The sequence below is a fragment of the Herbiconiux sp. VKM Ac-2851 genome, assembly GCF_013205105.1.
Classification (GTDB): domain Bacteria; phylum Actinomycetota; class Actinomycetes; order Actinomycetales; family Microbacteriaceae; genus Herbiconiux; species Herbiconiux flava.
This window is the reverse complement of sequence record NZ_JABMLJ010000004.1, coordinates 52977-66172: the sequence shown is the minus strand read 5'-3', so window position 1 is coordinate 66172 and position 13196 is coordinate 52977. Positions and strand designations below refer to the sequence as shown.

11 protein-coding genes are annotated in these 13196 nt (G+C 71.2%); 7 read left to right on the top strand and 4 right to left on the bottom strand.

Going from position 1 to position 13196, the window contains the following annotated elements; genetic code table 11:
• Positions 1–34: 34 nt before the first annotated feature.
• From HQQ85_RS18515 to HQQ85_RS18500, 4 genes are all read right to left on the bottom strand, one after another.
• Positions 35–2074, bottom strand: coding sequence for a glycoside hydrolase family 99-like domain-containing protein (locus HQQ85_RS18515; protein ID WP_173184032.1), 2040 nt, complete (start codon positions 2072–2074; stop codon positions 35–37).
• A 49-nt stretch (positions 2075–2123) separates the two neighbouring features.
• Positions 2124–2933, bottom strand: a complete 810-nt coding sequence (locus tag HQQ85_RS18510; protein WP_173184031.1) for a rhamnan synthesis F family protein — start codon at positions 2931–2933, stop codon at positions 2124–2126.
• A gap of 4 nt (positions 2934–2937) precedes the next feature.
• A complete protein-coding gene (locus tag HQQ85_RS18505; RefSeq protein ID WP_173184030.1) occupies positions 2938–3204 on the bottom strand; it encodes a hypothetical protein in 267 nt (88 codons plus the stop codon).
• Between the two features lie 81 nt (positions 3205–3285).
• Positions 3286–3813 carry a hypothetical protein gene (locus HQQ85_RS18500; RefSeq protein WP_173183987.1) on the bottom strand — a complete coding sequence of 176 codons (528 nt, stop codon included), beginning with the start codon at positions 3811–3813 and terminating at the stop codon, positions 3286–3288.
• 63 nt (positions 3814–3876) lie between these two features.
• Here HQQ85_RS18500 and HQQ85_RS18495 point away from each other — a divergent pair, with 63 nt between their 5' ends.
• The 7 genes from HQQ85_RS18495 to HQQ85_RS18465 all read left to right on the top strand — a co-directional run bounded on the left by HQQ85_RS18495 (position 3877) and on the right by HQQ85_RS18465 (position 13175).
• Entirely contained in the window at positions 3877–6441 is a 2565-nt protein-coding gene (locus HQQ85_RS18495) for a glycosyltransferase (RefSeq protein WP_371741962.1), read from the top strand.
• A 147-nt stretch (positions 6442–6588) separates the two neighbouring features.
• Positions 6589–7500, top strand: coding sequence for an ABC transporter permease (locus HQQ85_RS18490; protein WP_173184029.1), 912 nt, complete (start codon positions 6589–6591; stop codon positions 7498–7500).
• Positions 7500–8708, top strand: a complete 1209-nt coding sequence (locus HQQ85_RS18485; RefSeq protein ID WP_173184028.1) for an ABC transporter ATP-binding protein — start codon at positions 7500–7502, stop codon at positions 8706–8708. The genes HQQ85_RS18490 and HQQ85_RS18485 overlap by 1 nt, the downstream gene beginning before the upstream one ends.
• Before the next feature lie 16 nt (positions 8709–8724).
• Positions 8725–9738, top strand: a complete 1014-nt coding sequence (locus tag HQQ85_RS18480) for a glycosyltransferase family 2 protein (RefSeq protein ID WP_173184027.1) — start codon at positions 8725–8727, stop codon at positions 9736–9738.
• A 71-nt stretch (positions 9739–9809) separates the two neighbouring features.
• Positions 9810–10991 (top strand): glycosyltransferase family 1 protein, encoded by a 1182-nt coding sequence (locus HQQ85_RS18475; protein ID WP_173184026.1) that lies wholly within the window; start codon positions 9810–9812, stop codon positions 10989–10991.
• The gene (locus tag HQQ85_RS18470; RefSeq protein WP_173184025.1) at positions 10988–11878 is read left to right on the top strand and encodes a glycosyltransferase family 2 protein; all 891 of its coding nucleotides are present in this window, start codon (positions 10988–10990) and stop codon (positions 11876–11878) included. Before HQQ85_RS18475 ends, HQQ85_RS18470 begins: the two co-directional genes overlap by 4 nt.
• Before the next feature lie 91 nt (positions 11879–11969).
• Entirely contained in the window at positions 11970–13175 is a 1206-nt protein-coding gene (locus tag HQQ85_RS18465) for a glycosyltransferase family 2 protein (protein WP_371741961.1), read from the top strand.
• Positions 13176–13196 lie beyond the last annotated feature (21 nt).

The following is a 13196-nucleotide window of genomic DNA, read 5'->3' as shown; positions in this document are numbered from 1 at the left end:
GGCTGCGGCGTGTCAGCCGGGCGGCGGCACCGGGTCAGCGGTGCAGCACGTCCCGCACCGCGAGCAGGTAGGTGCGGCCGTAGCGCTGCGACGGCTCGAGCACCGCACCCTCGGCCCACTCGTTCCAGGCGTTGACGAACACGACCCGCTCGTCGCGCGGCCGCTCGGCCACCGAGGAGACGGTGGTGTTCAGCCAGCGCCGGAACGTGAACGGGTTCGAGCCGTACCACATGTCGGGCTGCCACTGCCGGCGGGCGGTGTTGTCGAAGTTCACCATCACGCCGGGGTAGCGGTGGGCGGGCGGCGTGGTGTTCAGCCGCTCCTCCGCCTTCTCGGCCATGGCCGGGTAGGAGAGCAGGTTGCCCTGGAAGCGCTCGTCGAGCCCGCGGTGGTCGCGGGGCAGCGACTGCCAGAACATGTTGTGCGGCGCGAACTCGAGGTAGGCGTCGAGTCCGTGCTCGGCGAGCGAGCCCTCGACGCCCTGCATCGAGGTGCCGACGTCGACCGTCACGAGGTGGAGGCCCGGCAGGCCGGCCTCCTCGGCCACCTGACGCCAATGCGCGACGACCTCGACGTGGTCGGGGATCTGGGTGATGCGGTAGACCGCGATCACCGGCTTGTCGTCGATGCGGATGTAGCGCGGGTCGGTGATGAGGTGCAGCACGTCGTGGATGAACTGCTTGGCCGAGACGCGGTCGTAGTCCTGCGCGATCAGGATGTTCTTCTCGCTGCCGTCCCACCGCCTCGTCCAGTTCTCGTTCGCCCACATGATGCAGAACGGCTGGTCGGAGTCGGAGGCCACGAGCTCCTCGACGGGCAGGTCCATCAGCTTCTTGCCCGCGAACCAGTAGTAGTAGTACATGAAGCCCTCGAGGCCCGCGGCGGTGGCGAGCTCGTACTGGGCGTCGCGCACGCCGGGCGTGCGGAGGTCGTAGAAGCCCAGCTCGCTCGGCAGCAGCGGCTGGATGTGCCCGGGGTAGAGCGGGGTGCCGGCGGCCACGTTCGACCACTCGGTGAAGCCCTTCTCCCACCACTCGTCGTTCTCGGGGAAGGTGTGGAACTGCGGCAGGTAGAACGGGATGACCCGAGCGCGTGGCTGCACCACCGCATCCGCCGAGAACCGCTCGAAGGCCGTGCCGTCGGCCGTCGCGGTGAGCGTCGAGGCGTCGCGCACGTCGTAGCCCGCCTCGCCGGCCACGATGCCCAGGATGCGCTCGATCGCGTGCGCGGTGGTGGCGTCGACCTGGCCCGCCTCTTCCTCGAAGTCGGAGGCCTGCAGCTCGAAGGCGCGGAGCCCCTGCAGCAGGAAGCCGCGCACCCAGTAGATGCTGCCGGCGGCGAAGCGCAGGCGGTCCTCGTCGCGGTCCATCTGGATGCGCCTGAGCAGCGAACCGACGATCTCGCGGTCGCCGCCCCAGAACTCGGGGCCGAGCACGTTGCCGGTCGAGGTCAGGATGCCCAGGGCGGGGTCGCTCGCGAACTCGTTCAGCACCCGGGTGACCGTCTCGACCGAGCCGGCCAGCTCCGAGAAGAAGCTCTCACGCCACTCGTCGCCCGAGCCGGAGAGCTCGCCGTGGGCCTCGCGCCAGGCGCTCTTCTTGGTGTGCACCTTGAACACGAGCTCGTAGGGGTCGAGGAGCCCGGCGTTCACCACCGAGACCAACGGCAGGATGTCCCGGCCGTGATTGGCGATGTCGAAGACCTGCACGCGGCCGACGTTCGCCAGACGGCTCGTGTCGAGCGAGAGCTCCTCGCCCGAGGCGTTGGTGACGATCAGGTCGAACTGCACCGGCAGCGCCTCGAGCGACTGCAGGATCTGCGCGACGAGGTCGGTATAGAACACGTGCACGACCACGGCCACGCGGGAGGTGGCGGGCTCGGCGACGAACTGCTTCTTCCACTCGCCCGGGTACAGCGCCTTGAGCCGGCTGCTGCGGTTGTACGCCCAGGAGCTGAAGCCCGCGGGGAAGTCGTCGGGTGCGGCGGGGGCCGGCGACTCGGCGAGCTTGTCGCCCACCTTGAGCATGGCGCGGCCGGTGCGGCGCTTGACTCCGCCGATGGTGATTTTTCTCATGACCCTCTAACTCTCACAGCCTGGTGGGCTCTCAGACCCTTGCGGGAGATCAGACCCAGTCGCGCGGGTCTTCGCCGAACATCCGCTCGATCACGGCGGGCACCTCGAAAGCGTCCCCCACGATACCCGGGTTGGTCACGAGCTCCCGTTTGACGAACGGGAAGCCGTGCTCGAGCAGGCCCTTCCAGCCCTGGATGGTGGGGTTCTGTGTGTACTGCACCACGAGCTCGTAGTCGAACCAGGCGCCCGAGACGTAGCCCTCGCCGTAGAGCAGGCGGCTGAGGCCCAGCTCGTACTTGTCGATGATGTCGAACTTGGTGGGCTGCTCGGGCAGGTTCTGCCAGAAGTGCCGCAGCGTGGGGTCGTCGAGCACGCCGCCCTTGAACCCCATCAGGAAGCTCTGCAGGTGCTGCATGTACTGGCTCGTCCAGGTGCCGCCCCAGACGTCGAAGAAGCTCGTCTCGAAGTCCTCGACCATGGGCTGAAGGCTCGCGAACGGCCCCACGAGCGAGTCGTTGGTGAGCAGCACGTAGGGCTTCCGGCGGATCTCGGGGAAGAGTTCGAGCCCCGTCGCCCAGGAGCCGAAGTCGTAGCCGATGTTGGGCTTCCGCACGACGATCGCGTCGTTCGCCGGCCCGCGCGACCAGTCCAGCGGGGCGTGGTCGTCGGATGCCCGCACCACGACCACCTCGTAGCCGGCCTCCTCGAGGCGCGCGACCATCCAGGACAGCGACAGCGAGACCGTGGAGGAGGTGCCGTAGCTCGCGACGACCGCGACGCGGTCGGTGGCGGGCAGACGGCGCTTGCTGCTCTCGACGACGGTGAGCGGGAGCACCTTGTCGAGGACTCTCGTGCTCACGGGATCAGGTCCAGCCGTTGTTGAGTGCCTTGCGGCGGCGCATGCGCAGCGGCCGCGTGATCGACCACGAGCTCGATCCGCGCAGGGCCTTCAGCTGGGTGGCCAGGCGCTCGGCCTGGTTGCGGCTCGCCACGAGCCGACGACGGTACTCCTCGGTCTCCGCCGTGCGCCGCGCGAGCTGCGCGCGCAGCGCCGCGACCTCGAGGCGCAGTTCGCGCAGCTCGTTCGCGACGTCGCCGTCGCCGTCGTGGGGTGTGACTGCTGAGCTCATGCCCGGTACCGATCCTTCATGACGGGGGAAACTCCCCCACTGTATTCGGGTTCGGACGCCGTCGCCTGGGAGCCAGGCCCGTCAGGCGGCGTCGACGGTGCCGCTGGTCGACCCGGAGTGCGTGGGGTCGGTGAAGGCGAGCTCGATGTCCCAGGTGCCGGTGGCCCCGGCCGGGAGCACGACCGCGAGGTTCGAGCAGTAGGTGACCGCCGCATCCGCCATGCCCGCCGCCTCGGTGGTGACGCTCTGCTCGCCCTGGCTGACGGTGATCGTGCAGGTGCCGGTGGAGGAGACGAGGTCGGTCACCATGCCGGCGACCGAGACGGTCGAGGTCGACGGGTCGTAGGAGCTGTTCAGGATCTCGAGGGAGACCACCGACGACTCCGGGGTGGTCGGCGTCGGGGTCGGCGTCGGCTCGGGCGCCGCCGTCGGGGTCGGCGTGGGCGCCGGGGTGGCCGTGGCCGTGGGGGTGGCCGAGCGGGTCGGCGCCGGCGAGCTCGCCGTGGGGCTCGGTGAGGCCGCTCCGCCGATGCAGCCGGCCGTCGACAGGGCCGCCGCGGCGACGATGAGGGTGCTGACGGATGCGCGGAGGAGAGTCGAACGTGCCATGACCCCGATCCTAGGCACCGCGTTCCCGGATGCCCGCTGACGCTCCGGCGATAGGCTGATCGGGTGAAGATCGCCATGCCAGCAGCCCAGTCCGGAGTCGTCTCGGTGGTCGTGGTGAACTTCCGGGGCGCCGACGACACCATCGAGTGCGTCTCGCAGCTGTCGCAGGTCGACTGGCCGCGCGAGCGGCTCGACGTCGTCGTCGTCGAGAACGGTTCGGGCGACGACAGCCTGGCCCGGCTCCGCGCCGCCTTCGCGGGCGACGAGCGGGTGCGCGTGATCGAGTCGGCCGAGAACCTCGGCTTCGCCGGCGGCTCCAACCTCGGTGCGGCGAGCGCCCGCGGCGAGTTCGTCGCCTTCCTGAACAGCGACGCCAAGCCGCACGCGGCCTGGGTGCGCGAGGCGGTGGCGCAGTTCGAGACCAGCCCAGCGGTCGCGGCGGTCGGCAGCAAGGTGCTCGACTGGGAGGGCAAGGTGGTCGACTTCGTCGGCGGCAGCCTGACCTGGTTCGGCATGGGCTACAAGGATCACGAGAACCAGCCCGACGACGAGCGCTTCCAGGAGCCCCGCGACATCCTCTACGGCACCGGCTCGGCGCTGTTCGTGCGCGCGTCGGCCTTCGCCGAGGCGGGCGGCTTCGACGAGCGCTTCTTCATGTTCTACGAGGACATCGACCTCGGCTGGCGCCTGAACCTGCTCGGCTACCGGGTGCGCTTCGCGCCCGCGTCGATCGTCTACCACCGCCACCACGCCTCGATGCGGAGCTTCGGCCCCTACCGGGAGAGCTACCTGCTCGAGCGCAACGCCCTGGCCACCCTCTACAAGAACCTCTCGGCCGAGAACCTCGGCCGCTTCCTGCCCGGGGCCATGGCGCTGCTCGCCCGGCGCGCGGTCGCGAAGAGCGACCTCGACTCGCAGCTGTTCGACATCCGCCGCTTCGACGGGGCCGCCGACGAGTTCGACGCGACGACGCCGGTGTCGAAGGAGTCGCTCGCGAGCCTGTTCGCACTCGACCAGTTCGTCGAGGAGCTCGAGTCGCTCTCGGCGACCCGCGACGAGCTGCAGGCCGGCCGCCGCCGCACCGACGCCGAGCTGTTCCGGCTCTTCGGCAACATGATCCACCCGCTGCTCGGCGACTCCTCCTACCTCTCCGGCTTCCGCGCGGTGGTCGACGCCTTCGAGATCGAGGCCGCCACCGACCGGCGGCACGTGCTCGTGATCACGGGCGACGCGCTGGGCGAGAAGATGGCCGGGCCGGGCCTCCGAGCCTGGAAGATCAGCGAGGCTCTGAGCGCCGAGCACGACGTGCGCCTGGTCACCTGGAACGCGGCCAAGCGCCACTCCGACCGCTTCGAGGTCGCACACGTGCAGCTGCAGAACGAGCGCCAGATGGCGGTGCACGAGGAGTGGGCCGACGTCATCTTCTTCCAGGGCTACGCCCTGCACCACTTCACCACCCTGCAGAAGAGCGAGAAGATCGTCGTCGCCGACATCTACGACCCGATGCACCTCGAGCAGCTCGAGCAGGGCCGGGAGTTCGGCACCGAGCGCTGGACGAACATCGTGCGCTCGGCCACCGAGGTGCTGAACGCGCAGCTCTCCCGTGCCGACTTCTTCCTCTGCGCCTCCGAGCGGCAGCGCCTGTTCTGGCTCGGCCAGCTCGCCGCCCTCGGCCGCATCAACCCGGCCAACTACGCCGCCGACGACTCGCTCGACGAGCTCATCTCGATCGCGCCGTTCGGCCTCGACTCGACTCCCCCGCGGCACACCCGCGACGCGGTGCGCGGCGTCGTGCCCGGCATCGGGAAGGACGACAAGCTCGTCATCTGGGGCGGCGGCATCTACAACTGGTTCGACACCCTCACCCTCGTGCGGGCCATCGGGGCGCTGGCCGAGCGCCGCCCCGACGTGCGCCTGTTCTTCATGGGCGTCGCGCATCCGAACCCCGACGTGCCCGAGATGGCGATCGTGCAGCAGACCCGGCGGCTCGCCGAGGAGCTCGGGCTCACCGGCCGGCACGTCTTCTTCAACGACTCCTGGGTCGACCTGGACGACCGGCAGAACTACCTGCTCGAGGCCGACGTCGGCGTGAGCACCCACTTCGACCACATCGAGACCACGTTCTCGTTCCGCACGCGCATCCTCGACTACCTCTGGGCCTCGCTGCCGATCGTCACCACCCGCGGAGACAGCTTCGGCGACCTGGTCGAGAAGGAGGGGCTCGGGGTGAGCGTGCCCGAGCGCGACGTCGAGGCCCTGGCCGACGCCCTCGAGCGGATGCTCTACGACGTCGACGAGCGGGCCGCGGCCGTCGAGGCGGTCGGCCGGGTGCGCGAGCGCTTCACCTGGGAGGAGACCCTCCGCCCGCTGGTGGAGTTCTGCCGCGACCCGCACCCCGCCGCCGATCGCGTGCTCGGCTCCCTCTCGGCCCCCATCGAGCTCGGTGGAGCCGGTCGCCGCCGCCGGCCGGTCACCGCCGAGGAGAAGTTCCAGGCCATCTCGACCAGGCGGCACGGGATCGGGCGCGACATCGCGCTGGCCCGCCACTACCTCACCAACGGCGGCGTCTCGTCGCTGATCGCGAAGGTGCGCTCCCGCTCGGAGCACGCCCGCGCCGGGCGCCGCTGACGCGGCGGTCGCCCCGGCACGCCCCCGGGCCCCGCGCCCTGGGCCCCGCGCCCCGGGCCTTCGCCCAGGGGCCGTGTTGTATCCTCGATCCCGGCAGTCGGCGGTGACCGCTGACCTACCCGGATGAAGGCTTTGGAGGCCGGAAGCATGACTGGCTTGCAAGAGTCCCCGCTGCAGCGGGCGAACCGATTGAGCACCGAGCCCTGGCAGCAGGCCGGTGGCCGCAGCTCGGGCGTGACCGGAACCATCGCCTCGGTGCGCGAGATCTGGGAGCAGCGACGACTGCTCCGCCTGCTCACCGGGCGCGAGCTCAAGTCGCGCTACAAGGACAGCGCGGGCGGGTTCCTCTGGAGCCTGGCGAAGCCGCTGACCCAGCTGTTCATCTACTACCTGGTGATCGGTCAGTTCCTCGGCGCCGCCCGCGGCATCGAGAACTTCGCCATCTACATCTTCGCCGGCCTCACGATCTACACGCTGTTCAGCGAGATCGTCGGTGCGGGCACCGGTTCCATCATCGCGAACGCGGGCCTGGTGAAGAAGGTCTACCTGCCGCGCGAGATCTTCCCGCTCGCCGCGGTCGGCTCGGCGCTGTTCAACTTCGCCGTGCAGTTCGTCATCCTGATCATCGCGTCGATCGTGGTCGGCACGCTGAGCTTCGGGCCGCAGCTGCTGTTCGGCCTCGGCGCACTCGTGCTCATCCTGATCTGGGGCACCGCCGTCGGCGTGCTGCTCGCGGCGCTGAACGTCTACCTCCGCGACATCCAGTACCTCGTCGAGGTCGTTCTGCTGCTGCTCATGTGGGCCTCCCCCATCCTCTACTCGTGGCAGCAGGCCGCGGCGATCCTGCCGCAGTGGCTGCTCGAGATCTACGTCAACTCCCCCATCACGCTCGCCGTGCTGGGCTTCCAGGAGGCCTTCTGGTCGGAGGCGTCCAACGGCGTCCCCCTGCCGCACCTGGCCATCCGGATGCTGATCGCCGGCGTCGTGGGCCTTCTCGCCCTGTTCGCCGCCCAACGAGTCTTCAGCCGCCTGCAGGGCGACTTCGCACAGGAGCTGTGATGGCAGAGCACGTCCCCGTCGTCGAGGTCAACGACGTCTCGAAGCGGTTCATCATCCGCAAGGAGAAGAGCCTCAAGGAGCGCCTGGTCAACGCCGGCCGCTCGAAGCAGTTCAAAGAGGACTTCTGGGCCCTGAAGAACGTCTCGCTCGAAATCGGCTCCGGCCAGACCATCGGCCTGATCGGCCCGAACGGCTCGGGCAAGTCGACCCTCTTGAAGACCATCGGCGGCATCATCCAGCCGACCACCGGCACCATCCGCCGACGGGGCCGCCTCGCGGCGCTGCTCGAGCTCGGCGCCGGGTTCCACCAAGACCTCACCGGGCGCGAGAACGTCTACCTGAACGCCTCGATCCTGGGTCTCTCGCGCAAGCAGACCGACCTCTACTTCGACGACATCGTCGAGTTCTCGGGCATCAAGGACTTCATCGACACCCAGGTGAAGTTCTACTCCTCCGGCATGTACGTGCGGCTCGCCTTCGCGGTGGCCGTGCACGTCGACCCCGACCTGCTGCTCGTCGACGAGGTGCTCGCCGTCGGCGACGAGGCCTTCCAGCGCAAGTGCCTCGACAAGATCCGCTCCTTCCAGCGCGAGGGCCGCACCATCGTGCTGGTCACCCACTCGCTCGGCCAGATCACCGAGTTCTGCGACCGCGCGGTGCTGCTGAACAAGGGCGAGGTGCTCTTCGACGGTGTTCCCCACGAGGCCGTGCGCGACTTCCGCGACGTGCTCGAGGAGCGCCGTCAAGGCGAGGCCGAGGCGCACAACGCCAGCCACGAAGAGAAGGTGCCGGTGAACAACGGCCGCATCGTCTCCACCACGGTGCACGCCGCCGGCCGCGCCGAGGGCGACCCCGTGCATCCGGGCGACGACCTCATCGTGCGTGTCACCTACGAGCACCCCACGGGCCTGCCCGACTGGATCGCCGCAATCCAGATCGACAACGTGCAGGGCGTGCCGGTCTACGGCACCGCCTCCCCGCGCACGCGCCTCGACCTCGGCACGCTGCGCGAGCCCACCACCGTGGAGTTCGTGCTGCACGACGTGCAGTTCGGCACCGGCAAGTACTTCATCAACTCCACGCTGATGAACCGCGAGCGCGCCCACGTGCACGACGTGCCGCAGGCCGTCTCGTTCGACGTGCCCTACTACGACCTCGCGGTCGGCATCCTGCACGCCCAGCCGGAGATCCGCGTCGTCGGCGCCTGAGCGCCGGGGCTTCAGCATGACGGGTGAAGCGGATGCCCGGGTCGCCGTCTCGGCGATCCTGGTGAACTGGCGCCAGCCCGATCTCACCTCTGCGGCGGTGGCGTCGCTCGAACGGCAGACCGGTCTCGCCGAGCGCGGCCTCGACCTCGCCGTCGTGATCGTCGACAACGGATCGGGCGACGACTCGCTCGCGCTGCTGCGGAAGCGGCACCCGCAGCACCTCGTGGTCGACGGCGGCCGCAACGACGGCTTCGGCGCGGGCGTGAACACGGGCATCCGCGCCCGCCCCGCCGATGTCTACGTGCTGCTCAACAACGACGCCGAAGCCGAGCCCGGCTTCGTGGCCGCCCTCGTCGACGAGCTGCGCGGGGCCGAGGGCGCCGGCACCGAGCGGCGCGGGGCCGTCACCGCGCGCATCCTGCTCGCCGGCACCGACCCGCTGCTCGTCAACAGCACCGGCAACGAGATGACCCGCTCGGGCAACGGCCGCGACCGCGACTGGCTCGTGCCCGCCGCCGACGAGCATCGCCCGGCCGGCGAGGTGATGGGCTTCTCGGGTGGCGCCGCTGCCCTCGACGCCCGCGCCCTCGACGACGTCGGGCTCTTCGACGAGAGCCTGTTCATGTACTACGAGGACACCGACCTCTCCTGGCGGCTGCGGCGCGCCGGCTGGAGCATCCGCTACTCCCCCGACGCCGTGGTGCGTCACGCGCACGCCGCATCCTCGGGCACGGGCAGCGACGTCTTCCGCTTCAGCAACGAGCGCAACCGGATGCTCGTGGCCCTCCGCCACGCGCCGGCCCCCGTCGCCCTCACCGCCGTCGCCCGCACCGCGGCCGGCACCCTGCGCGCGCTGCTCGCCGTGGCGCGCACCCCCTCGCCGGAGCACCGCGCCGACGCCCGCCGGCGTCTGCGCTCGTTCGGCTCGGCCCTCCGCCTGACCCCGGCGAACCTCGCCCGCCGGGTGCGGATCGACCGCGCCGCCCGGGTGCCGCGGCGGGCCGTCGCCGCCTTCCTGGTCGCCGATTGAGCGGCGAGGCGGCGGGTATGCTGGAGGCTGCCTCCGGGCGCCCCTCCCGGAACGAGACCTAGGACAGCGTGGTGAGCACTCAGATCCCAGTCCTCCTCGACGCGACGAGCCTGCCGCCGTCGTGGGGCGGAGTGGCCCGCTACATCGAGGGGCTGCTCACGGGCCTCGGCGAGCTCGGGGTGTCGCTCGACGTCGTCGTGAAGCCCGGTGACCTCGAGCGCCTGCGCACCGCGGCGCCCGGCCACAGCTACCACGCGGGCCCCGCCCTGCTCGCCAAGCGCCCCGTGCGCCTGCTCTGGGAGCAGCTCGGCCTGCCCCGCCTGGCCGCCCGGCTGGGGGTCTCGGCCATCCACTCGCCGCACTACACCTTCCCTCTCGCCTCCCGGCGGGCCCGGGTCGTCACCCTGCACGACGCCACCTTCTTCACCGACCCCGGTGTGCACTCGCGCCTGAAGCGCACCTTCTTCACGAGCTGGACGCGCGAGGCCGGGCGTCGCGCCGACGCCCTCGTGGCGCCGAGCCGAGCGACCGCGCGGGCGGTGCGCGACGCCGTCGCCGTGCGCCCCGATATCCGGGTGGCGTACCTCGGGGTCGACCCCGCGGTCTTCCGGCCGCCGCTGCCCGCCGCCGTCGAGACCTTCGCCGCGGCGCACGGCCTGGGCACCGGCACCGGCGACGACACGGGCAGCGGCAGCGACGGCTGGATCGCCTTCCTCGGCACCATCGAGCCGCGCAAGAACGTACCGGCCCTGCTCGCCGCCTACGCGCTCCTCCGCACCGAGCGCAGCGCCCGCGGCCTCGCCACCCCCGCCCTCGTGCTCTCGGGCTCCCGCGGCTGGGACGAGGAGGCCGCGCGCCTCCTCGACACCCCGCGCGACGGCGTCACCGAGGCCGGCTACCTCCCGCTCGACGAGCTCGGCGCCTTCCTCGGCGGCGCCACCGTCGTCGCCTACCCCTCGCTCGGCGAGGGCTTCGGGCTGCCCGTGCTCGAGGCGATGGCCAGTGGTGGAACCGTGCTCACCACCGATCGGCTCTCCATCCCCGAGGTCGGCGGCGACGCCGTGGCCTACACCGAGCCGGATGCGCGGTCGATCGCCGAGGCCCTTGGCCGCCTGCTCGACGAGCCGGAGCGGCGCGCCGACCTGTCCGGGGCCGCCCTCCGGCGCGCGCGCGAGTTCACCTGGGCCGCCTGCGCGCGGGTGCACCTCGACGCCTACGCCGATGCGGGCGTCGTGACGGGGGTGGCCGCGTGACGGCGCAGCGCGCATCCGGAACCCGCCCCCGCATCGCGGTGGTGACCGTCAGCTACGACTCGGCCGCCGTGCTGGGGCCGTTCCTCGACTCGGTGCCGGCAGCCGCGGCGCGCACCGAGGTCGACGTGGTCGTGGCCGACAACAAGCCGGGCTCGCCCGCCCGGGCCGAGGTCGAGCGTCTGGTCGCCGACGCCGGCGGCCGCTACCTGCCGATGACGGACAACGTGGGCTACGGGCACGCGATCAACGAAGCCGTCGCCTCGCTCGGCGGCGACCACGAGTTCGTGCTCGTCTCGAACCCCGACGTGGTGCTCGCGCCCGGCTCGGTCGACGTGCTCGTCGACACCATGCTCGAGCTCGGCGACGCCGGTGCGATCGGCCCGAAGATCCTCGAGAGCGACGGCAGCGCCTACCCCTCGGCGCGATCGGTCCCCTCGATCCGGAACGGCATCGGGCACGCGCTCTTCGCCAACGTCTGGCCGGCCAACCCGTGGACGCGCGCGTACCGCCTCGAGATCGGCGAGAACCCGGTGCGCCGCGACGCGGGCTGGCTCTCGGGCTCCTGCTTCCTGGTGCGGCGGGAGGTGTTCGACGCCCTCGGCGGCTTCGACACCGGCTACTTCATGTACTTCGAGGACGTCGACCTCGGCTACCGCATCGGACGAGCCGGCTGGCGGAACGTCTACGAGCCGGCCGCCGAGGTGCTGCACACCGGCGCGCACTCCACCACGACCGAGTCGGCGCGCATGCTGCAGGCCCACCACGACAGCGCCAAGCGCTTCCTCGCCAAGAAGTACTCGGGGCCGCTGTGGTGGCCGCTCCGCACTGTGCTGTCGCTCGGCCTCGGCGTGCGCTCGGCATTCGTGCGGCGGCGCTCGGCGCACTGAACAGGGCCGCGAGCCCCGGCCCGGTCTCGCCCGGACCGCGTTCGCTAGGGTGGAGGCTGGACGAACCCGACCAGAGATGGAGATCCGCCCGGTGAAGCTCGCAATGACCCTGATGGTGCGCGACGAGGCGGACATCATCGGGCCGATGATCGACCACCATCTCGCGCAGGGTGTCGACATCCTGATCGTGACCGACAACGGCTCGGGCGACGGCACCGCCGAGATCCTGCAGCGCTACGCCGACGAGGGGCGCATCGAGCTGCGGCACGACCCCGTGCACCGCAAGCAGCAGAGCCCCGTCGTCACCCGGATGGCCCGCGACGCGGCCGCCCTGCACGGCGCCGACTGGGTGATCAACGCCGACGCCGACGAGTTCTTCGCGCCCGTCGACCGCTCCCTCACGCTGCATCAGGTGTTCGAGCGGCTCGACCCGGCCATCCGCTCCTTCCTGGTGCCCGTCACGAACCTCACGGGCACGGCGGCCGAGGCGGGCACCGGCTTCGACCGGCTGGTCTACCGCGACCACCGGCCCGTCGAGCAGCTGCGCGCCACCGGCCTCCGCGACCACCCCACGGCCGACGCGGTGCACGTGGGCGACCCCGAGGTCGACGTCATCCAGGGCAACCACTTCGTCAGCATCGCCTCGGCGGGGCTGCCGCCCGAGGAGCTCGGGATCGAGGTGCTCCACCTGCCCTGGCGATCGTGGGCCCAATACCGGCACAAGGTCGAGGTCTCGGGACGTGCCTACGACGAGAACCCCGAGCTCACCCCGAGCCCGAACCACCACGGCATGCGCGACTACCGGCGCCTGCAGGCGGGTGCGCTGCTGCCGTTCTACCTGCTGCGCCACCCCGACGAGCAGGAGCTCGCCGAGGGGGTCGCCGCCGGGCACTTCGTCGAAGAGCGGATGCTCGCCGGCACGCTCGCGTCCCCCGTCGCCGACGTGCCCTTCGATCCGGCCCTGCTCGAGCGCTTCCGCGAGTTCGCGCCGGCCCTCCGTGACGCCGAGACGCGCGGCTTCAGCCTGCTCGCCTCGGTGGAGGAGCGCCTCCGGCTGAGCGAGGAGGAGAGCGCCCGCGCCCTGGAGACCCTCGAGGCCGAGCTGCGCGGCGAGCTGAACGCGGCGAGCGACCGGCTCGGCGCGGTCGACCACGAGCGGCGGCTGGCCCAGGAGGAGCTCGCGCTCACCAAGGCCCACGCGGCATCCCTCGAGGCCGAGATCGCGCGGCTGCGGCACCGGCCCGAGGTGCGGGTGGCGAACCGGCTGCGGCGGGCGCTGCCCGGCACCAAAGGCTGAGCCCGGCCTCGCCACCGGTAC

What these genes read in the sequence shown, in the direction of transcription:
- HQQ85_RS18490 (WP_173184029.1), top strand. Translation starts at nt 6,589, where the DNA reads ATGACTGGCTTGCAAGAGTCCCCGCTGCAGCGGGCGAACCGATTGAGC.
- HQQ85_RS18515 (WP_173184032.1), bottom strand. Translation starts at nt 2,074, where the DNA reads ATGAGAAAAATCACCATCGGCGGAGTCAAGCGCCGCACCGGCCGCGCC.
- HQQ85_RS18505 (WP_173184030.1), bottom strand. Translation starts at nt 3,204, where the DNA reads ATGAGCTCAGCAGTCACACCCCACGACGGCGACGGCGACGTCGCGAAC.
- HQQ85_RS18500 (WP_173183987.1), bottom strand. Translation starts at nt 3,813, where the DNA reads ATGGCACGTTCGACTCTCCTCCGCGCATCCGTCAGCACCCTCATCGTC.
- HQQ85_RS18485 (WP_173184028.1), top strand. Translation starts at nt 7,500, where the DNA reads ATGGCAGAGCACGTCCCCGTCGTCGAGGTCAACGACGTCTCGAAGCGG.
- HQQ85_RS18480 (WP_173184027.1), top strand. Translation starts at nt 8,725, where the DNA reads ATGACGGGTGAAGCGGATGCCCGGGTCGCCGTCTCGGCGATCCTGGTG.